Origin of the sequence: Glaciimonas soli, assembly GCF_009497155.1 — a bacterium.
Classification (GTDB): Bacteria; Pseudomonadota; Gammaproteobacteria; order Burkholderiales; family Burkholderiaceae_D; genus Glaciimonas; species Glaciimonas soli.
This window is the reverse complement of sequence record NZ_WINI01000007.1, coordinates 277007-299767: the sequence shown is the minus strand read 5'-3', so window position 1 is coordinate 299767 and position 22761 is coordinate 277007. Positions and strand designations below refer to the sequence as shown.

General features: G+C 49.1%; 23 protein-coding genes. 16 read left to right on the top strand and 7 right to left on the bottom strand.

The annotated features are described in order from the left end of the window. The first annotated feature begins 160 nt into the window (after nucleotides 1–160). From lepA to uvrC, 10 genes are all read left to right on the top strand, one after another. Nucleotides 161–1954: a translation elongation factor 4 gene (gene lepA / locus GEV47_RS13575; RefSeq protein WP_153235289.1), complete on the top strand. Its 1794-nt coding sequence runs from the start codon at nucleotides 161–163 to the stop codon at nucleotides 1952–1954. Then, a complete protein-coding gene (lepB, locus tag GEV47_RS13570) occupies nucleotides 1951–2868 on the top strand; it encodes a signal peptidase I (protein WP_153235288.1) in 918 nt (305 codons plus the stop codon). Before lepA ends, lepB begins: the two co-directional genes overlap by 4 nt. Before the next feature lie 197 nt (nucleotides 2869–3065). After that, on the top strand, nucleotides 3066–3443 hold the full coding sequence (locus GEV47_RS13565; protein ID WP_153235287.1) for a DUF4845 domain-containing protein: 378 nt from the start codon (nucleotides 3066–3068) through the stop codon (nucleotides 3441–3443). Nucleotides 3444–3599: 156 nt separating this feature from the next. Continuing rightward, nucleotides 3600–4502, top strand: a complete 903-nt coding sequence (gene rnc, locus GEV47_RS13560) for a ribonuclease III (protein ID WP_153235286.1) — start codon at nucleotides 3600–3602, stop codon at nucleotides 4500–4502. Further along, nucleotides 4499–5410, top strand: coding sequence for a GTPase Era (gene era, locus GEV47_RS13555; protein ID WP_153235285.1), 912 nt, complete (start codon nucleotides 4499–4501; stop codon nucleotides 5408–5410). The genes rnc and era overlap by 4 nt, the downstream gene beginning before the upstream one ends. Beyond that, on the top strand, nucleotides 5391–6326 hold the full coding sequence (gene recO / locus GEV47_RS13550) for a DNA repair protein RecO (RefSeq protein ID WP_322741647.1): 936 nt from the start codon (nucleotides 5391–5393) through the stop codon (nucleotides 6324–6326). Before era ends, recO begins: the two co-directional genes overlap by 20 nt. A gap of 40 nt (nucleotides 6327–6366) precedes the next feature. Continuing rightward, on the top strand, nucleotides 6367–7650 hold the full coding sequence (locus GEV47_RS13545) for a benzoate/H(+) symporter BenE family transporter (protein ID WP_322741646.1): 1284 nt from the start codon (nucleotides 6367–6369) through the stop codon (nucleotides 7648–7650). Between the two features lie 27 nt (nucleotides 7651–7677). Next, a complete protein-coding gene (gene pdxJ / locus GEV47_RS13540; protein WP_153235283.1) occupies nucleotides 7678–8445 on the top strand; it encodes a pyridoxine 5'-phosphate synthase in 768 nt (255 codons plus the stop codon). Between the two features lie 2 nt (nucleotides 8446–8447). Further along, nucleotides 8448–8843 carry a holo-ACP synthase gene (acpS, locus tag GEV47_RS13535; protein WP_153235282.1) on the top strand — a complete coding sequence of 132 codons (396 nt, stop codon included), beginning with the start codon at nucleotides 8448–8450 and terminating at the stop codon, nucleotides 8841–8843. Nucleotides 8844–9042: 199 nt separating this feature from the next. Beyond that, entirely contained in the window at nucleotides 9043–10911 is a 1869-nt protein-coding gene (gene uvrC, locus GEV47_RS13530) for an excinuclease ABC subunit UvrC (protein WP_153235281.1), read from the top strand. 17 nt (nucleotides 10912–10928) lie between these two features. Here the strand turns inward: uvrC and GEV47_RS13525 are convergent, their stop codons facing one another. Beyond that, the gene (locus tag GEV47_RS13525; protein WP_153235657.1) at nucleotides 10929–11330 is read right to left on the bottom strand and encodes a DUF2069 domain-containing protein; all 402 of its coding nucleotides are present in this window, start codon (nucleotides 11328–11330) and stop codon (nucleotides 10929–10931) included. 64 nt (nucleotides 11331–11394) lie between these two features. Continuing rightward, nucleotides 11395–12018 (bottom strand): NAD(P)H:quinone oxidoreductase, encoded by a 624-nt coding sequence (wrbA, locus tag GEV47_RS13520; RefSeq protein WP_153235280.1) that lies wholly within the window; start codon nucleotides 12016–12018, stop codon nucleotides 11395–11397. Nucleotides 12019–12085: 67 nt separating this feature from the next. Here wrbA and GEV47_RS13515 point away from each other — a divergent pair, with 67 nt between their 5' ends. Next, nucleotides 12086–13375, top strand: coding sequence for a YihY family inner membrane protein (locus tag GEV47_RS13515; RefSeq protein ID WP_153235279.1), 1290 nt, complete (start codon nucleotides 12086–12088; stop codon nucleotides 13373–13375). 89 nt (nucleotides 13376–13464) lie between these two features. Here GEV47_RS13515 and GEV47_RS13510 read toward each other — a convergent pair whose 3' ends face one another. From GEV47_RS13510 to GEV47_RS13495, 4 genes are all read right to left on the bottom strand, one after another. Continuing rightward, entirely contained in the window at nucleotides 13465–13914 is a 450-nt protein-coding gene (locus GEV47_RS13510; RefSeq protein WP_153235278.1) for a DUF3761 domain-containing protein, read from the bottom strand. A gap of 119 nt (nucleotides 13915–14033) precedes the next feature. Beyond that, nucleotides 14034–14384: a hypothetical protein gene (locus GEV47_RS13505; RefSeq protein WP_153235277.1), complete on the bottom strand. Its 351-nt coding sequence runs from the start codon at nucleotides 14382–14384 to the stop codon at nucleotides 14034–14036. Nucleotides 14385–14536: 152 nt separating this feature from the next. After that, nucleotides 14537–14854, bottom strand: a complete 318-nt coding sequence (locus GEV47_RS13500) for an Mpo1-like protein (protein WP_153235276.1) — start codon at nucleotides 14852–14854, stop codon at nucleotides 14537–14539. A 64-nt stretch (nucleotides 14855–14918) separates the two neighbouring features. Next, entirely contained in the window at nucleotides 14919–15767 is an 849-nt protein-coding gene (locus tag GEV47_RS13495; protein WP_153235275.1) for an alpha/beta fold hydrolase, read from the bottom strand. A 156-nt stretch (nucleotides 15768–15923) separates the two neighbouring features. Between GEV47_RS13495 and GEV47_RS13490 the strand changes: the two genes are divergently transcribed. The 5 genes from GEV47_RS13490 to GEV47_RS13470 all read left to right on the top strand — a co-directional run bounded on the left by GEV47_RS13490 (nucleotide 15924) and on the right by GEV47_RS13470 (nucleotide 20881). After that, complete coding sequence (locus GEV47_RS13490) at nucleotides 15924–16385, top strand: CBS domain-containing protein (RefSeq protein ID WP_153235274.1); 462 nt, start codon at nucleotides 15924–15926, stop codon at nucleotides 16383–16385. Between the two features lie 88 nt (nucleotides 16386–16473). Continuing rightward, nucleotides 16474–18369: an MFS transporter gene (locus GEV47_RS13485; protein WP_153235273.1), complete on the top strand. Its 1896-nt coding sequence runs from the start codon at nucleotides 16474–16476 to the stop codon at nucleotides 18367–18369. Continuing rightward, entirely contained in the window at nucleotides 18366–18965 is a 600-nt protein-coding gene (locus GEV47_RS13480) for a DUF2157 domain-containing protein (RefSeq protein WP_322741645.1), read from the top strand. The genes GEV47_RS13485 and GEV47_RS13480 overlap by 4 nt, the downstream gene beginning before the upstream one ends. 58 nt (nucleotides 18966–19023) lie before the next feature. Further along, nucleotides 19024–20112 carry a chorismate synthase gene (gene aroC, locus GEV47_RS13475; protein WP_153235271.1) on the top strand — a complete coding sequence of 363 codons (1089 nt, stop codon included), beginning with the start codon at nucleotides 19024–19026 and terminating at the stop codon, nucleotides 20110–20112. Nucleotides 20113–20287: 175 nt separating this feature from the next. Next, a complete protein-coding gene (locus GEV47_RS13470; protein ID WP_153235270.1) occupies nucleotides 20288–20881 on the top strand; it encodes a DUF4126 domain-containing protein in 594 nt (197 codons plus the stop codon). A 37-nt stretch (nucleotides 20882–20918) separates the two neighbouring features. Here GEV47_RS13470 and prpR read toward each other — a convergent pair whose 3' ends face one another. Beyond that, a complete protein-coding gene (prpR, locus tag GEV47_RS13465) occupies nucleotides 20919–22556 on the bottom strand; it encodes a propionate catabolism operon regulatory protein PrpR (protein ID WP_153235269.1) in 1638 nt (545 codons plus the stop codon). Between the last annotated feature and the right edge of the window lie 205 nt (nucleotides 22557–22761).

The following is a 22761-nucleotide window of genomic DNA, read 5'->3' as shown; positions in this document are numbered from 1 at the left end:
TGCCTAGAGCGCTTTTTTATAGTGATTCCATTTTCACATCAATCGTGAACCATATTGATGGCCCAGATTCTGTCAAGTCGTTACGTCCGTAATGTCTGCGAGCCTCCCACGTGTTCACGCATGATCTGAAAATGGAATAACGTGTCTTAATAGAACCTTAATGAAAAACATTCGTAATTTCTCCATCATCGCTCACATCGACCACGGTAAATCTACTCTGGCAGATCGCATCATCCAATTTTGTGGCGGCTTAGCTGACCGTGAAATGGAGGCGCAAGTTCTCGACTCTATGGATATTGAGCGCGAACGTGGGATCACGATCAAAGCCCAGACAGCCGCGCTTTCTTATAAAGCAGTTGATGGCCAAATTTATAATTTCAATTTGATTGACACGCCTGGCCACGTGGACTTTAGCTACGAAGTGAGTCGTTCACTCTCTGCTTGCGAAGGTGCACTGTTGGTCGTCGATGCATCGCAAGGCGTAGAGGCGCAAACCGTCGCCAACTGCTACACAGCACTGGATTTGGGATTGGAAGTTGTACCCGTCTTGAACAAAATTGACTTGCCGTCAGCAGACCCGGAAAACGCCAAATCGGAAATCGAAGACGTGATCGGCATTGATGCGACCGATGCAGTGCAATGCTCAGCAAAAACCGGTTTGGGTGTGCAAGATATTTTAGAGACCATCATCACCAAAATACCGGCGCCAAAGGGCGATCCTGATGCACCTTTACAAGCATTGATCGTTGATTCCTGGTTCGATAATTATGTTGGTGTCGTGATGCTGGTACGCATCGTCAACGGAACTTTGCGTCCGAAAGACAAGATCCAGTTGATGGCCGCAGGTTCACAACATTTGACCGAGAACATCGGCGTATTTACACCGAAATTGCAACCACGTGATGTTTTGTCCGCCGGCCAGGTGGGCTACATCATCGCGGGTATTAAAGAACTGAAAGCAGCGAAGGTCGGCGATACCGTCACATTGGCGAACAAGCCAGCAAAAGAGGCATTACCTGGTTTCAAGGAAGTACAGCCACAAGTATTCGCGGGTTTATTCCCAGTCGAAGCCAATCAATACGACGCTTTGCGCGATTCATTGGAAAAGCTCAAATTGAATGACGCGGCGTTGCAATATGAGCCGGAAGTGTCACAAGCTTTGGGTTTCGGATTCCGTTGCGGTTTTCTGGGGCTATTGCACATGGAAATTGTGCAAGAGCGCCTGGAACGCGAATTCGACATGGATTTGATCACAACCGCACCAACGGTGATCTATGAAGTGGTGATGCGCGATGGCAGTATTTTGATGGTGGATAACCCCTCAAAAATGCCGGATACGACAAAGTATGAAGAAATCCGTGAACCTATCGTCACGGTAAATTTATATATGCCGCAAGAGTATGTCGGCTCAGTTATTACGCTTTGTACGTCCAAGCGCGGTGTACAAATCGATATGAATTATCACGGCAAGCAGGTCAAACTGATTTATGAAATGCCGATGGCTGAAATCGTATTGGATTTCTTCGATAAGCTCAAATCGACTTCACGCGGTTACGCGTCGATGGATTATGAGTTCAAAGAATATCGTTCAGCGGATGTAGTTAAGGTCGATATGCTGATTAACAGCGAGAGGGTCGACGCTTTGGCCATCATCGTGCATAGAGCCAATAGTACTTATCGTGGCCGCGCGGTTGCTGCCAAGATGCGCGAATTGATCCCGCGTCAAATGTTTGATGTGGCCATTCAGGCTGCCATCGGTGTGAATATTATTTCTCGTGAAAATGTGAAGGCTTTACGTAAAAACGTATTGGCCAAATGTTATGGCGGTGATATCAGCCGTAAGCGCAAATTATTAGAAAAGCAGAAAGCTGGTAAGAAACGTATGAAGCAAGTGGGTTCCGTAGAAATCCCGCAAGAGGCATTCCTGGCAATTTTACAAGTGGACGAAAAATGACATTGCAATCAATTTTAGGAAATTTCGCATTAATTCTGTTTGTGCTGATGATCGTAACTGGCGTCATCTGGTTTTTAGATCGCTTTTATCTCAGCAAGCAGCGCCGCGCTAAAGCTGATGCAGCACTAGCCGCATTTGATGCTCGCAATGTCAAATTACGTGCTGAAGGAATCAAGTTAGAAAGCAGTGGCCGCGTGGAGTTAGAAGCAAATATATTGCGCCAGCCAACTTGGGTAGAGTATTCAGGTAGCTTTTTCCCTGTAATTGCGATGGTGTTTTTTCTCCGATCGTTCTTATATGAGCCATTCAAAATTCCGTCGAGCTCGATGGTGCCAACTTTATTGGTGGGTGACTTGATTCTGGTGAACAAATTTACATACGGTATACGTTTGCCTATTGTTAATAAAAAAATTATTGAAGTGAATCAGCCACAGCGTGGCGATGTGATGGTTTTTAAATATCCTAAAGATATGTCTTTGGATTACATCAAACGCGTGGTCGGTGTTCCTGGCGATAAAGTCGTCTACCAAAACAAGCATTTAACGATTAATGGCAAAGCACTTTCCTATGCGCCATTGCCAGATTATTTGAATGAAGACAGTTTGAGCTACTCGCAGCAATTTAAAGAAAATCTTACCGGGGTTGAGCACAAAATTGCGATTGTGCCGCAAGCACCTACGATTAATTTGAGTGGCGTCCAGGACTTCCCATATAAATCAAACTGCACTTATAATCCGGACGGTTTTGCTTGTATAGTTCCACCTGGAAACTATTTCATGATGGGCGATAATCGGGATAATAGTGAAGACAGCCGCTATTGGGGTTTTGTGCCGGATGAAAACATTGTTGGAAAAGCATTTTTGGTATGGATGAACTTGAGTAATTTGAAGCGTATAGGTACTTTTTTTAACTAATAACAAAAGACCTCATTCGTAACCCACTCTCAGCAAGCTGACAGAACCAATTATTGCGCCTGTGATGCTGGCCGTACCAACGTACGGCTGCGCTTCTCGGCTCTCGGCTCTCGTCTTGATTGGTCAACTTTACCTGAGGCTACGGTTTCGAAAGAGCTCTAACAATTAGCCATAACAACTACTATCGGAGCTAAAGAATGTCGAAGATTTCCAAGAGTTTGCAAAAGCAACAAGGTATCACGCTGTTCGGCTTAATTTTTTGGTTAGCAATTCTTGGTTTTATCGCAATGATCGGTGCAAAAGTGGTACCGACATTTATTGAATATAATTCAATTAAAAAAGCTATTGCCAGTGTCAAATCGCACGGTGGTACGGTGCAAGAAATTCAGAATGCCTTTGATCGTCAGACTGATGTTGGTTATATTGACTCCATCCACGGTAAGGATCTGGACGTCAGCAAAAATGGTGACGATATTGAAATTAGTTTTGCGTACCAGAAGAAAATCCCCATCATTACACCTGTTAGTTTGTTAATAGATTACTCAGGAACTACAGCAGCATCGCCTGCTAAATAGGCTGGCAAGTGATACAGTAGCCCCTAAAGGATGTTCGCAGAACTGCCCGGGCGGCGTTATCCTTGCTGGCAGTACTTTAAAAGTACTGACTTTGTTGGGGTGTCGCACCGGGAAAGTTTTGAATAAGTCCGGAAAGAAGTAAGAAGAAATCATCAAATGGACATCACGTTATTGCAAAATCGGCTAGGCCATACGTTTCAGGATGCTACATTACTGCAGCAGGCCTTAACGCATCGCAGCCATAGCACCTTGCATAATGAGCGCCTGGAGTTTCTCGGTGATTCGATTCTGAATTGTGTGGTCGCCTCTCTGTTATTTGATCGTTACACCAAAATCGATGAAGGTGATTTGTCACGGGTTCGGGCTAATTTGGTGAAGCAACAAACACTGTACGAAATTGCTCAGCGATTAGAGTTATCGCAATTTTTACGTCTGGGCGAAGGCGAACTCAAATCTGGCGGTTTTCGCCGACCATCGATATTGGCCGACACGCTGGAAGCGCTGTTTGGCGCCATTTTTTTAGACGCGGGTTTTAATGCGGCACGTGACGTGATACGCGCACTTTACATTCCGATTTTAGAGACCGTTGACCCTAAAACTTTAGGTAAAGACGCAAAGACTCTGTTGCAAGAGTATTTGCAAGGCAAAAAAATTGCGCTGCCACAGTACAACGTCGTGGCAACACATGGTGCTGCACATAACCAAGAGTTTGAGATTGAATGTCTGGTGCCGAAATTAGATATTCAAGTATTTGGCACTGGCGGTAGTCGTCGTGCCGGTGAGCAGGCAGCGGCCAAGCTGGCATTGGAAGCAGTGCAACGTGCATTGGTCAAAACACCGGGTGCAACGCGTAAAAGTAAGCCGCGTACATCACAGCTAAAATTAACTGGCATTGCGACGATACAACCTGATGCGCCTGTTTCGGAGGTAACTCCGGCGGCCGTGTCCGAAAAAACAACCAAAAGCAGTAAAACGACAGCGGTGCTAACCACACCATTAGCTGAGACTATTCTTTCCACCGCCCCCATCACTATAGCGAGCAAATCGAAAACCGCATGACAGATTCCACACCACAGGCCCCGACCGCTGATTTCCGTTGCGGTTATATCGCCATCGTAGGTCGCCCCAATGTCGGTAAATCGACGTTGATGAATGAACTTATCGGTGCCAAGGTGAGTATTACTTCGCGCAAAGCGCAAACTACACGACATCGCATTACCGGCATTATGACCGTGCCTGACACGCAGTTTGTGTACGTCGATACGCCTGGCTTCCAGACGCGCCACTCTAATGCGCTTAACAAGACTTTGAACCGTACGGTTACAACAACGTTGACCGCTGCTGACGTTATTTTGTTTGTGATCGAGGCGGGTACTTTTGGGCCGGCTGATCAACAGGTATTGGATTTACTACCGGCCAGCGTGCCATGCATCTTGGTAATCAATAAGGCCGATCAGGTCAAAGATAAAGCTGAATTGATGCCGTTTGCGCAAAAAATTGCAGCGTTACGCAATTTTGCAGCTATCGTGCCAGTGTCGGCCAAGTTGCGTTTTCAGTTGGAAAATCTGCAAAGCGAAACACGTAAGCATTTACCGGAAAATCCGCCGATGTTCGGTGAAGATGAGATTACCGATCGCAGCGAAAAATTTTTGGCGGCTGAAATTATTCGTGAAAAATTATTCCGTTTTGTCGGCGATGAATTACCTTATACCAGCACCGTTTTGATCGAAAAATTCGAAGTAGAAGGTGATTTGCGTCGTGTGTTTGCCGCGATTTTGGTAGAGCGCGATACCCATAAATCCATGGTGATCGGACAAAAGGGCGCACGTCTGAAAGATATTTCGACGCAATCTCGTTTGGACATGGCCCGTCTGTTTGGCGGCCCGGTTTATCTGGAAATCTGGGTCAAAGTTAAATCTGGTTGGGCCGATAACGAAGCCGGATTGCGTGCTTACGGTTACGAATAAAATCAACGGCATGGATGCCAATACCGCCGTTGATCAAGTCGCTGTGGAAGGTGGCGTGGAAAACACCGATGACGTTGTTGATAACGCCACTCCATCTAACGAACAAAATACAGCACCTGTTGTAAAAATTGCTGCTGTTAAAAGCGGTCGAAAAAAAACTCCTGCACTCAGTGCATCCCCCAATAAGCCGTTGCGCCCGTCATCTGATAGCAGGATAGCGGCGCAACCCGGTTTTGTCTTACACAGCTATCCTCATCGCGAAACCAGCTTAATTCTGGATGTCTTTACACGTGATTATGGCCGTATTGCTCTCGTCGCTAAAGGAGCAAAACGCCCCACATCCAAATTGCGTGGCGTGCTGCAAACTTTTCAACCTTTATCTTTAAGCTGGAGCGGTAAATCCGAGCTGCGTACTTTGACGGTTGCTGAATGGGTTGGCGGTATGCTGCCATTAGAAAAATCGGCATTGTTATGTGGTTTTTATTTAAATGAATTGTTGGTCAAACTGCTGGCACGCGATGATCCGCATGCGACACTATTTGATCATTATGTGGCAACCTTAAATCAACTTGCACACCAGGAACCCGCGCCAATAGTCCTGCGTCAATTCGAACGCGCCTTGCTCAAAGAAACGGGTGTCGCGGGTAATTTCATTCTATGCACCGACACTCGGCAGACGGTGCTTGCAGAGAGCATGTATGTGGTCGATCCCGAGCGCGGTCCAAGGATCGCGCGGATTGCCGATAGTTGGCCAGCAGTCAGCGGGAAGACTTTGCTTGATATGGAACGAGAAGATTACAGCGACGTTGTTACACAAGCGCAGAGTAAAGTATTGATGCGATTTTTATTGGCTTATCACTTGGGTGGAGCGCGTTTGAATACGCGGCAGATATTAATTGATTTGATGCAGTTATAAATAGCATTTCGTAGTTTCGCTCTGCACGTCATGATGTGATGTGAAATATGAACGAGTTCGGCAAAGAGTCCACATGAAAAATTTTTCCTTCTCCTGTTTAACCGCTGGCTTCGTCGCGGTTTTGGTCGGCATCACAAGCTCCGCCGTGATCATTTTTCAAGCTGCGGCTGCGGCCGGCGCAACACCAGCGGAAATTAGCTCATGGATGGGGGCGCTGGGTATCGGTATGGGAATTACCTGTATCGGCTTATCGTTGCGTTATCGTGCGCCGATAATCACTGCCTGGTCAACACCCGGAGCAGCACTTCTGGTTACCAGTCTGGCCGGTATTCCGATGTCAGAAGCAATCGGGGCGTTTTTGTTTTCTGCGGCGTTGATTACGTTGTGTGGCGTAACCGGCTGGTTTGAGCGCGCGATGGATAAAATACCACTTTCCATTGCCGCTGCCATGTTGGCGGGTATTTTGGTACGCTTTGGTATGGATGTTTTTGTGGCGATGAAGTTGCAGTTTGCACTGGTGTTTGTCATGTTTGCAGTTTATCTTTTATGCAAACGGCTATTACCACGCTACGCCATCATAGTGGTGCTGGCATCTGGCGTCATCCTGGCTGCGACAAAAGGCATGCTGCATTTCGAAAATTTCCATTTCGCTTTTGCCAAGCCAGTCTTTACCATGCCGACTTTTTCATGGTCGACCATCATTGGTGTTGGTATTCCCTTGTTCGTTGTGACGATGGCCTCGCAAAATGCGCCCGGTGTTGCGGTTATTCGCACATCGGGCTACAAGACGCCGATTTCACCGTTGATTAGCTGGACCGGATTTATCACATTTCTACTTGCACCATTCGGCTGCTTTTCGATCAATCTGGCCGCAATCACTGCCGCTATTTGCATGGGAAAAGAAGCGCATGAAGATCCGGCCAAGCGTTATTGGGCCGGTATTGCCGCAGGTGGCTTCTATTTGTTAATCGGGATTTTCGGTGCAACTGTCGGCGCATTATTTGCAGCCTTTCCTAAGGAGTTGGTACTTGCCATTGCAGGGTTGGCCTTGTTTGGGACGATAGCCAATGGTTTGACGGTCGCAATGTCCAATGAGCGTCAGCGTGAAGCTGCGCTCGTTACCTTTTTAGTGACGGCATCCGGTGTTTCTCTATTTGGTATTGGTGCCGCCTTTTGGGGATTGTTAGCCGGCGGGTTGGCATTTTTTGTCTTGAACTGGAAGCGTGCGCATGCAGTGCCAACACAGACTGCGGTATCGCCATTACAATCATCTGTATCAACACCGATATCAACATCCGCGTCAGCTTCGCCGCAGAAAAATTGAACCCTACATTAATACGAATGCAATGCTATGAGCTACCTTAATCCAACACCTTCCATTATCGACCTCGGTATCAATATTGACCATGTCGCTACCTTGCGTAACGCACGTGGCACAACTTATCCTGATCCGCTACGTGCCGCTCTTGAAGCCGAAGAAGCGGGCGCGGATGCGATTACTTTACACTTGCGCGAAGATCGACGTCATATCAAAGATGCTGATGTCGAGATCATCCGTCCACGGCTGCTCACGCGGATGAATCTGGAAGCGGCAGTGACATCTGAAATGATCGATTTCGCGTGCAAAATCAAGCCACAAGATGTGTGCCTGGTACCAGAGCGCAGAGAAGAGATCACGACGGAAGGCGGTCTTGATGTCGTTAAATATTTTGTGCAAGTGCAAGCGGCAGTGAAACAACTGCAAGAGCAGGGTATCCGCGTCAGTTTATTCATTGATCCGGAAGCGGATCAGATTCAGGCAGCCGCCGAAATGGGGGCACCTGTCATTGAATTGCACACCGGCCGCTATGCCGAAGCACATATCGAAGCGGAGCAGCGTAGTGAATTGGAACGCATTAAATGTGCTGTACAAGAAGGTGTAACGCGTGGTCTGAAAGTGAACGCCGGCCACGGTCTGCATTACACCAACACGCAAGCGATTGCCGCAATTCCAGATATCACCGAATTAAACATTGGTCACGCGATTGTGGCGCATGCAGTGTTTGTTGGCTGGAAAAATGCCGTGAGCGAAATGAAAGCGTTGATGGTGCAAGCGCGGCAAGCGCATTTGGCGAAATAAATATGATCTACGGCATCGGCACCGATATCCTGCAAATCCCTCGACTCAAAGCTACATTGGCGCGTCGTGGTGATCGTTTTGCTGAGAAAATTCTGGGACCGCAAGAGCTGGAGAAATACTATGCGCGCAAAGCGAAGGTAGAAGCACGCGGTATCAGCTTTTTAGCAACGCGGTTTGCCGCGAAAGAAGCCTTTTCCAAAGCCATAGGATTGGGAATGCGCATGCCGATGACGTGGCGCGCCATGCAAGTGTTGAATGCACCTAGCGGAAAGCCGATCGTTGTTACCAGTGGCGTATTGCAAGAATTCATGGAAAAAAATGGTTTGACGGCACAAGTCACGGTGACGGATGAAGTGGAATATGCGGTGGCATTTGTGATTGTGGAAAAATTAGTTTAATTTAAATGCGTAGCGCTTGAGCGGGATGGGTGCGGCATTTTGTGCCCGCGTGGTATCACGCCGCCGGTATCGGTGAAAGGGGTAGGCTTGCACTGCTATTGCTGATGTTAATCCCTTTCTCTCTGGTATTCTCCACGCATACACAAAATGCCGCACCCATCCCACTCTGAAATTAAATTCGAGTTTGCTCTAAATAATTATGACTGATCCTGTTGTCCCTGATCCACGCGAAATCGTTTTTGAAACCGTCGCCAAGTTGCCGAATCTTCCCGGTGTGTATCGTTATTTTGATGCTGCCGATAATATTCTTTATGTCGGCAAAGCACGTGATCTGAAGAAGCGTGTCTCAAGTTATTTCCAGAAAAATTTAGCCAGTCCGCGTACCGCCATGATGGTGGAGAAAATCGCTCGTCTGGAAACCACTGTCACGCGTAGCGAAGCCGAGGCATTGATACTTGAAAATAATTTAATCAAGACACTGCAACCGCGTTACAACATTCTTTTCCGCGATGATAAATCCTATCCTTATCTCAAACTCAGCGGGCAAACTTATCCGCGCATGGGATATTACCGCGGTGCGGTGGACAAAAAAAATCAGTATTTCGGACCATTCCCGAATGCTTGGGCGGTCAAAGAATCGATGCAGATTTTGCAGAAGGTGTTCTTGCTGCGCACCTGTGAAGACACGGTGTTCGCCAACCGCACGCGCCCCTGTCTATTGCATCAAATCCAACGTTGCAGCGCGCCTTGCGTCAAGTTGATAAGTCAGGAGGATTACGCCCACGATGTGGATAACGCTGCAAAATTTTTGCGGGGCAGACAATCGGAAGTGTTGGCGGCGCTAGAACAAAAAATGCAAGCCTACGCGGCAGAACTCAAATTTGAACAAGCGGCAGCGGTACGCAATCAAATTACTTCTTTATCGCGTGTGTTGCATCAACAGAGCATGGAAACCGTCGGTGATAGTGACATCGACATCATCGCCGTCATCGTGCAGGGTGGCCGCGCTTGCGTCAATCTGGCGATGGTACGCGGTGGCCGTCATTTGGGTGATCGCGCATATTTCCCCAGCCATGTGGATGGCGCACTGGCCAATGCGGAAGAAAACACGGAAGAACCTCTTGATATAGCTGTCCTCAAAGCATTTCTGGCGCAGCATTACATCGATACTTTTATTCCCGGTACTTTGATCTTGAATCTTGATATCGACGAACCTGCATTGATGGTGGCGCTCATGGAGCAATGTGGGCATCGTATTCATCTGGTATTTCAACCACAAGGGCAACGTCGCTTATGGTTGGACATGGCGCATAAGGGGGCTGAAATTTCCTTGGCCCGTTTGCTATCGGAGCAAGGCTCACAACAATCGCGTACCCGGACATTGGTCGATGTGCTGGCGCTGGACATTGAAGACATCGCGCAACTGCGTGTGGAGTGTTTTGATATCAGTCATACCTCTGGTGAAGCCACGCAGGCTTCCTGTGTCGTGTTTCATCACCATGCGATGCAAAACGGTGAGTATCGCCGTTACAACATCAAAGACATCACGCCCGGCGACGATTACGCCGCGATGCGTCAGGTGCTGATGCGCCGTTATGAAAAAGTCGCCAATGGCGATGGCGTAATGCCGGATATTGTGCTGGTCGATGGCGGTAAAGGGCAAGTCGAAATGGCACGCCAGGTACTAACCGAACTTGGTTTGGATATCAGTTTAATCGTCGGCGTCGCCAAAGGTGAGGGACGCAAAGTCGGACTTGAGACCTTGATCTTTGCCGATGAACGTGCTCCGCGTGAATTGGGCAAAGAGTCGGCAGCGTTGATGTTGATCGCGCAAATTCGTGACGAAGCGCATCGATTCGCCATCACCGGCATGCGTGCCAAACGGGCCAAAGCACGCCAGACTTCACGCTTGGAAGAAATCGAAGGAGTTGGCGCGAAACGGCGACAGAAATTGCTGGCACGATTTGGTAGTCTGCGGGCTGTGGCCGATGCCAGTATTGAAGATTTGGCATCGGTAGAGGGGATATCTAAGCAACTGGCAGAGGATATTTATCGGCAACTACATTAGGTAGTTGCATAAATTTACTACCGGGTCATCTTTTCAATCACTTGTTTAGCCGCCGCTTTGGCGGCTTTCTTGTATGGACGTAAATACAAAATAACGCAGAGGAAGAATAGACAAGTTAGTGCTACTTCCACCCATCCCAGCATGGCCGAAAGATGGTTGGCATCACTGGTGGCGCGAACTATGCCTTCGGTGAAGTAAATCAATATCAGCATGGATGACCATTGCAGCGTGTAGACGTCACGTTTGAGTACGCCACGTAAAGGCAATAACAACGGTACTACCTTTAATACCATCCATGACCCGTGAGGACGTAATGGCGCGAGGAATAATTCCCATGCGACGCAGAGGGCGATGAGTGCTAACAAACTACTGACTGCGCCGATATAAAAGAAACGTGGTGCCTTGGGTTGCAGCTGCATTGCAGTGGCTGTTTTGAGTTCAGTCGTCACTTTAGTCACCTTATTTTCAGCCTTATCTGAGATATTATGCACTGGTAAGTTTGAGAGCAATTTCTGCAAGACGCTTGCCTTGCGCAATAGCCAACACGCGACTTTCGGTTGAAATCGGGTGATTGCCATTCATGCCTGACCAATGACTGGCGCCGTAAGGCGTACCGCCACTGTTGGTGGTCATCAATTCAGGCAGGGTATAAGGTAAGCCCATGATCAGCATGCCGTGATGTAGCAACGGTGTCATCATCGACATCAGCGTTGATTCCTGACCGCCGTGGATACTGCCGGTGGAGGTGAATACGCAAGCGGGTTTGCCGGCCAATGTACCTGCTAACCATTGTGTGGTGGTGCCATCCCAAAAATACTTCATGGCAGATGCCATATTGCCGAAGCGAGTCGGCGAGCCTAGCGCTAAGCCTGCACATTGTTCTAAGTCTTGCAATTCGACGTAGGGTGCGCCCGTGTCTGGAATCGTCGATTCCGTGGCTTCAGTCACGGTGGAAATCGCTGGTACGGTGCGCAGTCGCGCTTCGCAGCCAGGGATGGAATCTATCCCTTGGGCGATTAATTCGGCCAGTTTACGCGTTGCACCGTGGCGCGAGTAATACAAAACCAGAATAGGAAGAGGGCTGTTTGATGTGTTGGATGAGTTCATAGTTGGTATTATAGGGCGCGAATTGATCGTAATAAATGAAAGTAGAAATTAACTAAACATGTTTTCAATGAATCTCTCAAATTCTCCAGTGCTTCGCCTGATACGTGAGCGGCGTCGTTTTACGTGGTCGGAACTACGTGATTTATTTCGTTTTGCCGGTCGTCGTTTGAGCGAAGAGCATCTTACGCAAGTCGCGGGTAGTCTGACTTTTACAACAACCTTGGCACTGGTGCCGATCTTGACAATTGCTTTGGCAATTTTTACAGCTATCCCTTTGTTTAGTACTTTCCGGGCATCACTGGAAGCATATTTTTTGCACAATCTGATGCCCAAAGAGATCGCCAAAACCATACTTGATAATTTGAATCAGTTCGCTAGTAAGTCGGCGCGCTTATCTGCTGTCGGCGGCGTCGCGTTGATTGTTACTACTGGCATGACCATGTCCACGATCGATCAGGTTTTCAATCGCATCTGGCGAGTCAAGGCGCAACGGCCATTGATTCAACGGGTGTTAGTGTATTGGGCGATTGTGACATTGGGACCGTTGTTAATTGGCGTATCGATTTCTGTGACCTCGTATTTGACGCATGCAACCAACGGCGTGGTGATGAGCTGGTTAGGCGCATGGTTTTATACCTTGGTGTCGCTGTCACTGACCACTGCGGCCTATACCATGTTGTATATGGCGGTTCCTAATCAAGTCGTTAATTGGCGTGATGCGGTGTGGGGAGGTTTGTTGGCAGGGATTGCGTTTGAAATTGCCAAAAGGCTGTTTGCCGCTTATATCCTCAAATTTCCAACGTATACAGTGATTTATGGCGCGCTGGCGGCTTTACCTATTTTTCTGTTGTGGATGTATATGCTGTGGCTGATTACCTTGATCGGCGCAGTAGTCGTGGCGGCGTTACCGGTGGTGAAGTACGAGCGCTGGTGGCATCAGCCGACGCCGGGAAGTGCATTTATTGATGCGATGGCCGTGTTACAGATTTTGTATACAGCGCGCACCAGCGACGCAACTGCAGCCGTCAGCGCATCACAAATTCGTCGCGCCACACGCCTGGGATTTGATGAATTGGAAAATTTGTTGCAGCAGATGTTGGATGCTGGATGGGTAGGGCGGATTCGTGCTGAAACCGGCAAACGCAAGCTGCGCTGGAATCAGCGAATAGATGCCAGCATGGATCGCTGGGCATTGATGGTGAATCCTGATAATTTAAAACTGGCCGAAATTTATCGCTTGTTTGTTTTTAATACTGCTACGGATAGTACAGAAGTATCGCCATTGGCCAAACAAGTTGAAGAGGTGATTGAATCAGGTTTGGAACAATCATTGAGAGAGTATTTTGTGAAGACTTAAAAAGAAAACCCTCGATTGCAATGCATATCGAGGGTTATGTATTTCAGCTGCGCTAATGACGCCTAAGCTTTTCGCTTAGGCATTTTTATTTATGAGCAAGCTTTTCCGTGGGAAGCGTGAGCGCCGTCAGCTTTAGCTGCTGCTTCGCTTACATACTTGCCAGCTTTAGTTGTGCCGTAATCTTTGTCACCTTGGCAGTGATAAACTTTTGATGAAGTGTTTTCCCAAACCAGACCCGCGCCACCGCCTGGTGCGACTGTTTTAGCAGCTTTTGCTGAGGATGCGGCAGCTGGTTTAGCCATCGCTGCAGGTGCAGCGGCAGCAGCAGCAGGTGCGGCAGCAGCAGGTGCAGCAGGTGCAGCAGGCGCAGCGCCCCAGGTTTGAACACCCTTATGACCGCTACAAGCACCTTTATGTACGCCAGTGTATGAAGTGCCATCTTTACAAGTGGCAGTTGTGACTGTTGTATCTGCTGCGGCAAAACTTGACGCCGAAACAGCCAAACCTGCAGCCATGATTAATGCGAGTGATAGTTTCATTGCGTTTTCTCCAAAAGGAATATTAGGTAAATCAAGGTACAGCGATGGAAACTACAGCGTTACATAAAGTACTAGTATGGCAAGGCAATATTGCCATACGGATTCTATTGTGAATAGGTTTACTTGCCAATAGCTTTACTATTTTGGTTAAGTTGTTGATTTAAAGCTGTTTGATCTGCTTTGGTGATGTGCCCACCATCTTGTCTTGCCATCGCTTTTTCTTCGCCGTGGATCGCGTTGTCATTGCTACGCAATTGATGCGCTTGCGCCTTGCTGATCTGGCCATCTTTGACTTCGTTGTGGATGCGATGATCCTGATTTTTGACGCGATCGTTGACTTCTGTACGGCGAGGGTGATCTTTTTGCCATGTATTTTCTGCTAAGGCATTGGTGGCTAATACGCCACCAAGGGTCGCCAAAGTGGCAACTGCTAATGTGGTCTTAACTACAATACCTGTCAGCTTTTTCATGGTGTCGTCCCTGATTGTGTTTGGTGATGATGTCGTAGGTCATATTGCCTACTGACATCACTAACGCTTACAGTTTCATTTTGGACGACACGTTATTACAAAAAGATACAAGTTTGTTCCGTAAACGTTGGAAATGTTGGTTTTTGTTAATTTTAAAACGTCACTTTCCCAGTCAGCATTTGACCATACATGACCCAATCGCCCATGAGCGAAAAGACCGGTTGCTTGAATGTTGCAGGTCGATTCTTTTCAAACACAAAATGACCAATCCAGGCACAGCCATAACCACTCACCAGCGCCGCAAATAGCCACAGATTACCGCTGCCGCTTATCCATGCAATCAGCGAGAGTAATGTGAGAGTCGAGCCGATAAAGTGCAGGCGCCGACACATACGGTTGCTATGTTGACTCAGATAAAAAGGATAGAACTCGGTGAAGCTGGTGTATTTTCTTTCGTCCGTCGTGGGCATGATGGTCTCCGGCTAATTAGACTTCGTATAAAGCAGCTGCCTTTATTTGTAAATTGGGGATCCCTTACTTTAAACGGGAAGTGAATTGACAGAGATGTTCCAGCATTTGCCGAGGTTGTTGCGACATCAGGGCATGGCCACTTTGATCGATTTGTACGACTTGTGCATGCGGGATCGCAGCACACAAGTCTGCTGCAGCTTTTGGCGGCGTCATCAGATCTTGGTTAGCCAGTAAAAACAGGGTAGGGCAAGTAATTGCGGCAGCTGCAAGAGTACCATGCTGATAGTTGTTGCAAGCGGCCAAATCAGCATGGAAGGCAGTTGGCTGTTGTGCTGATTTCGCAGGATTATGCTGATCCAGACGGGCGATTCGTTCCATTAAACCTTGGCTGCGCGCCAGCATCCGCGCATCGGGCTCGAAATGCGACCATTTCTTTACCATGCTGATAGCCCGTGCCTGATCGTGATTTGCAGCTTCTAACAATGCGTCAGATACCTTCATAGGATTAGCGGTGCCGATCAAGATTAAGCCCGCAATATTTGCGGATGCATGCGCCGCAGTTTCTAACGCGATGAGTGATCCCATACTGTGACCAACCAATATAGCCTTGCTAATACCGATCGTGGCAAGTAAATCGATCAGCCATGCAGACAAAGCTTCTACAGTAGCTAATGGTGCGCCTTGACTGCGACCATGTCCCGGTAGGTCGACCGCAAGCGTGTTGTAACCGTGATGGGCGAAATAACGCGCGGGCAACGCCCATACAGAGTGATCGTTTTGGGCGCCATGAATAAAAACGATGGTTGGCAAGGTGGCATCAAACGCTTTTCCGCCTGTGTAACAATACACTTCGTGTAGGGTTTCTTGTTGTGCATCTTGTTGCGAGTCTTGTTGTTTAACGGCTACTTTCATTTTGTCTCTTTCATTGTTTGTATGACCGCCTCATGAAAGCGCAGTGAGCGGTAAAATACAATTTAGTCTTATATGTAAGCAAGCTGGTCTGGATTTTTCCTCTGGCTTAGGCTACATTCTGAATATAAGCATAACAAGTAAAGGTAGGGTGACACCATGAAAGTTTCTGAGATTCTGAAAGTAAAAGGCAATATTCTCTATACGGTGACCCCGGATCAGCCACTTTCTGAAGCCGCGAACACGATGGCGGAAAAAGACATTGGCTCTTTGGTCGTGATGGAATTTGGCGATCTGGTTGGTATGCTGACCTTTCGCGAAGTATTGAAAGCGGTACATGAGAACCATGGCTCAGTTGGCAACAATACGGTTCGCAGGCACATGGACGACGCGCCGGTGACCATTACGCCAGATACCGAGGTAAATGAAGTGCGACGCCTGATGCTGGAAAGACATGCGCGTTATGTGCCGGTGATGGATAACAAAACTTTGCACGGCGTTATATCGTTTTACGACGTTGCGAAGGCAGTATTAGATGCACAAGGTTTTGAAAATAAAATGCTGAAAGCTTATATTCGTGATTGGCCGGTTGATAGCAGCGGCACGCATATCGACGAATAAGTAGCCAGCTTTACCACCGAACCGCTGATGGCAAGCACTGCCAGCAGCGGTTTTTTTGCGCTTTCAATGTAGTGGGAATTACGTAAAAATGCAGCCTAAAAAACCGTCCAATCAATTTTCCCTGCTCAGCCAACGCCGCTTCGCTCCTTTTTTCTGGACGCAATTTTTTGGCGCGTTCAATGACAATGTATTCAAAACAGCGCTGCTGACCATTTTGACTTATGACGCGTTGAGCTGGACCACGCTCGATGCGGGATTTTTGAATAACTTGATTCCTGGTTTATTCATCTTGCCCTTCGTATTGTTTTCTGCGACCTCAGGTCAATTTGCCGATAAATTCGAAAAATCGCGTATTACACGTTACATCAAAGTGCTGGAAATCGTCATCATGGTGGTGGCAGCGTTTGGCTGGATGACGCATAACTTATGGTTGTTGATCGCGGCGATTGTCGGTATGGGTTTGCATTCGACTTTATTCGGACCGGTCAAGTATGCCTATTTACCGCAGCAGCTGCACCGCGATGAACTGGTCGGTGGCAATGGCGTGATTGAAATGGGAACTTTCGTTGGTATTTTGATGGGCGAGATTCTCGGTGCAGTATTGGTGGTGCATAAAACCTGGGGTATAGAGCTGGTTGCCGGCGGCACCATTCTGATTGCTATCGTTGGTTGGCTGTTTAGTCGGCGAATTCCGTTGACGCCAGCGTCGGCACCTGACTTGAAAATTAATTGGAATCCGTTCACCGAAACAGCGCGAAACCTGCGCTTTTCGCGCCAAAATAAACCCGTCTTTTTAGCCATGCTGGGGAATTCCTGGTTCTGGTTTTATGGCGCGATCGTATTGGCGCAATTTCCTTTGTATGCGAAAAATTACCTGCACGGCGATCACAGCGTCTTCGTGTTGCTGTTGACTATATTTTCGTTGGGTGTCGGTGCCGGCTCGTTGTTGTGCGAGCGGCTTTCTGGGCACAAGGTAGAAATTGGTTTGGTGCCGTTTGGCGCGATCGGTTTGTCCGTCTTTGGGTTCGATTTATTCCTCGCCAGTTTGCATTACACCAATACGGCAACAGTTGATTTTCTTGGCTTTACTGCTCAGAGCGGTAGCTGGCGGATTCTGTTTGACTGTCTGATGATAGGACTGTTTGGCGGTTTTTATATCGTGCCGTTGTTTGCCGTGATTCAAACACGCAGTGATCCCGCCCATTTATCGCGCACCATTGCAGGCATGAATATCTTGAACGCACTATTCATGGTGGTGGCAGCGCTGGTAGCGATGGTGTTACTCAAAGCGGGCTTGACTATCCCGCAGATTTTCATGGTGACGGCGATATTGAATGCGATAGTGGCGATCTATATTTTCTCCGTAGTACCGGAATATCTGGTGCGTTTTCTGGCATGGATATTGATTCACACCATACATCGCGTGCGCACCGCCGATATCGCGCGTATCCCGGAACATGGCGCAGCAGTATTGGTGTGCAACCACGTCAGCTACGTTGACGCGATTGTCATTATGGGTGCCAGCCCGAGGCCGATACGTTTCGTCATGGACCATCAGATTTTTAAAATTCCGGTCTTGGCCTGGTTGTTTAGAACCAGTAAAGCGATTCCGATCGCATCGGCGAAAGAAGATCCCGTATTGATGGCAAAAGCTTTTGACGATATTGCTGCAGCACTTGCTGACGGCGATTTGGTGTGCATTTTCCCGGAGGGGCAATTGACCAAAACGGGCGAGATCAATCCATTCCGTGGTGGCGTGACAAAGATCATAGAACGGACTCCTGTGCCTGTGATCCCGATGGCTTTGCGCGGTTTATGGGGAAGTTTGTTGACGCGCGGCGAAGGTAATCCGTTTCAACGCTCATTTAAACGTGGACCGTTATCGACTCTGGAATTGGCTGTCGGTGCGCCGGTCGCTGCTGATGCAGCAACGCCACAATATTTGCAAGAGCAAGTACAGACTTTGCGTGGCGACTGGAAGTGACCATCCTTGTCTTCAGTGTGCTGCAAGGATTGCTGATTGCTACGGCATTGCTGGCAGGGCACTTCACACTTGATACGGCTAAAGGGCGTGCCGCATTGTTCGCAGCAATGTCGTGTTGCGGCGCGCTGCTGGCTTTTTTTGGTCAACGCTATCACGTCGGCGCAGATGTTTATCCGTTACTGGTTAGCTGGGCGGTGCTCATTCTGCCGTGGGTGTTGGTGTCGCGGATGCTGTCTGCATGGTGTTTGTGGTTGGGGCTATTGAATCTGGCTTTATTGCTGTATTTCGGACAGACGGGATTCACGCCGTTGAATGGTTTGGTAGCGAGCTTATTTTTTATTGCCAGTTCGATGGCTGCAGTTTTTTGGCTAAAGAGAGAGCGGCGTACGACACATCACGCCGCCGAGATAAATTCGGAGCCGCAACTGGTGGATCACAACACGGTAAAGCACAATCGTGGCGGTTTGATACTGATAGGTTTGATGTTGATTTTGGCCGTAGTGAATCAGGCTATCTGGCAAAAAGAGCAAGGGCTCGCGAGCGGTGCTCATGCACAATTACCTGCTAAAAAGCCAACTATCGTGCCGTCCAAATAACGAGAGTGCTATGCACTGGTAAAATTACTATTTTCTGTACACATCATTTAGGATCACCATGCCCGGCAATACTTTCGGCTCTTTATTTACTGTCACCAATTTCGGCGAATCGCACGGCCCGGCTATCGGCTGTATTGTAGATGGCTGTCCTCCCGGATTGGCGCTTTCTGAAGCCGATATCCAACCTGATCTAGATCGTCGCAAACCTGGCACTTCGCGCCATGTCACACAGCGGCAAGAGCCTGATACGGTGGAAATTCTGTCTGGGGTGTATGAAGGCAAAACCACCGGCACACCAATCATGCTGATCATCCGCAATCAGGATCAACGCAGCAAAGATTACGGCAACATCGTCGAAACGTTCCGTCCTGGCCATGCCGATTACACCTACTGGCAAAAATACGGTATTCGCGATCCTCGCGGTGGTGGTCGCTCTTCAGCGCGTTTGACTGCGCCGACAGTGGCTGCGGCAGCAATCGCTAAAAAATGGTTGTTACAACAATACGGCACCACTTTTAAAGGTTGCATGAGTCAGTTGGGCGAAATTCCGATTGCCTTTGAATCATGGGCTCACGTACCTGAAAATCCTTTTTTTGCCGCCAATACCACTCAGATCGCTGATCTTGAAGCTTATATGGACGCGTTACGCAAGGATGGCGATTCTTGCGGCGCCAAGATTGATGTCGTGGCATCGAATGTGCCAGTCGGATTGGGTGAGCCGTTGTATGACCGTCTCGATGCAGATATTGCATATGCCATGATGGGCATCAACGCTGTCAAAGCGGTGGAAATCGGTGCGGGTTTTGAGTCTGTCGTACAAAAAGGCTCCGTGCATGGTGATGAAATCACACCGGACGGATTTTTGACGAATAACGCTGGCGGGATTCTGGGCGGAATTTCAACCGGGCAGGACATTACCGTCACTATCGCAATTAAACCGACTTCCAGTATTCGCACTCCGCGCCAGTCGATCGACAAGCAAGGTACCCCAACTACGGTCGAAACCTTCGGCCGCCACGATCCCTGCGTTGGCATTCGCGCCACGCCGATTGCCGAAGCGATGCTGGCCTTGGTGTTAATGGATCACGCGCTGCGTCACCGCGCGCAATGCGGGGATGTGAAGGTGGATAGGCTGGTGAAGGCTTAAACCTAGCCTTCAACCAAATCCTAAAAAAAGCGCGGCATGCCGTGCCTCGACGACGTAATGCCAACACTGTTCATATTGTTGTAAGCAACGCTTGCCGTCATACAATTGTTGGCATATCGTATTACTGTAAAGCGACGCTAATAAAACAGCTTGATTACAGCGAAGGAGCGACGACATGAACGCGATTTCTACTGCAGCAATGGCAGCTGGATTGTCTTGGGCTAGCGGCATTCGTTTATATATGGCTTTGTTTGTGGCCGGATTGTTCGGTCGCCTGGAGTGGGTGACGTTGCCACCATCGCTGGAAATCCTGCAATCACCCTGGGTCTTGGGCATCACGGGTTTGTTAACGGTGGTTGAATTTTTGGCCGACAAAATTCCGGGGCTGGATTCAGTCTGGGATGCGATTCAAACCTTTATCCGAATTCCGGCTGGCGCAGTACTTGGGGCAGCTGCGATGGGTCATATGGACCCGGCATGGACCGCCGGTGCGGCGTTGTTAGGCGGTACTTTTGCTGCGGGTGCACATGCCACCAAAGCAGGCAGCCGAGCCATGATCAACACTTCCCCTGAACCTTTGAGTAACTGGACGGCCTCAATCTCCGAGGATGCTACCGTGCTAGGCGCATTGTGGGCGGCATTCTTTCATCCTTGGGTCTTGTTTGCATTTCTGATTGTATTTTTTGTTTTCGCGATCTGGCTATTGCCAAAATTATGGCGCGGCCTGCGTTGGATTTTTCAACGATTTAGCGCTGAGAGTACAACCTAGCAGGGAGTCGCCAAAAGGCGACATCGAATGCTGTCGATCACTGATTCTTGATCTTGCGCCACAGCGTGGTCCGGCTGATGCCAAGGTGTTTGGCTGCGGCTTCGCGGTTGCCGCCGAAACGGGCTAGCACTTGCGCGATGCTCTCAGTGGTTTGCGGCGCGGCGCTTGAGGTCGCCGTCGCGATTCTAGGCGTTGCTATCGATGCCTGTGCAAATTCCGGCGCGATACCGATGATGAAGGCAGGTGACAATGCCTGCAACGGTTCGGCCGCCAGGAACAATGCCAGTCTTTCCATCAGATTACGTACTTCGCGCGCGTTACCGGGCCACGCGTATGCGCCAAGCAGGGGCGCGCAAGCGACGATTTCAGCATGCAGATTCGGGTGTGGGCGGGCACCGAGGGCGGCCAGTGCTTTTTTCAGACACCATTCGGCCAGTGAAATCAGATCTTCAGGTCGTTCCCGCAACGGGCTCAGCGTCAAGCGTAATACGGCCAGGCGATAAAACAGGTCGGCGCGGAAACGGCCTTCGCGCACGCGCTGCTCCAGATCGCAATGGGTGGCGCAGATGATACGGACATTGACCGCAATCGGTCGGGTGCCACCGACTCGCACCACTTCTCGCTCTTCCAGTACCCGCAGCAAGCGGGTTTGCAGCGCCAGTGGCATTTCGCCGATTTCATCCAGAAACAGTGTACCGCGATGCGCCGCTTCGAACAGGCCGGCATGTCCGCCGCGACGCGAGCCAGTGAATGCGCCTTCTTCATAGCCGAACAGTTCCGACTCCAGCAGCGATTCTGCAATTGCGCCGCAGTTGACCGCGACAAATGGTTTATTGCCGATGATCGCACGTGGATTCTCGCGGTGAATCGCTTGCGCCACCAGTTCCTTGCCGGTGCCGGTTTCTCCCTGAATCAACACGGTGGCCTGCGATTTGGCGTACAACACGATAGCTTGGCGCAACGTTTCCATCATAGTCGAATCGCCACGCAAGTCGTTAAGGCCATGCTTGGCGCGCAGCGTATCGGCCAGCGGCGCACTACGATTGTGGCCGCGACTCGATTCCAGTTGCGTTAAAAGCGCGATTTCCAGCGCGTCGTCGAAAGCCTGGCGGATCGATGCGGCGGAGTAGACAAATACCGCAGCTAGCCCGGCTTCTTCGGCCAGATCCGTGATCAGGCCGGCGCCGACAATCGCCTTGACACCGCTAGCCTTGAGTTCATTGATTTGTGCCCGCGCATCTTCTTCGGTTGCATAGTCGCGTTGCTGAATGTCGAAACCGAATGCGTTCTGGAATTCCTTGAGCACCGGCATCGTGGACTGGTAGGTGATGATGCCGATGTCGGGTGTAATCTGGCGCGCACGCGACAATGCCTGCAGCACGTCGAAGCCGCTGGCTTTGGCAATCACGACTGGCACCGACAGCCGGCTTTTCAGGTAGGCACCGTTGGAGCCGGCGGCGATCACCGCATCGCAGCGCTCGGTTTCCATCCGTTCGCGGATATGGCGTACCGCCTCATCGAAACCCAGATGGATAGGCTCGATAATCGCGCGGTCGTCGTATTCCAGTGTAATGTCGCGAAACAGGTCGGACAGCCGTGATACCGAGACGGTCCAGATCACCGGTTTTTGGTTGGGGTTACTAGCATCACGCGTTGCAGGGGGCGAGGGTGGCATGTTTCAAATGCGTTCAATTTGAATGTTTCAATGTTTATTAATGTAACATAATTTGAAACAATTCTGCCGCAGCCACATTGCATTCGATTAATTTTGTTTTTATTATTTTTTGTGTAAATAATTGATTTTATTGAATTAATTTTACTTTCCGGATACTTTGTTGTTTGTTGTATCTTGCTTGGCACGACGATTGCTGTATAGGTGA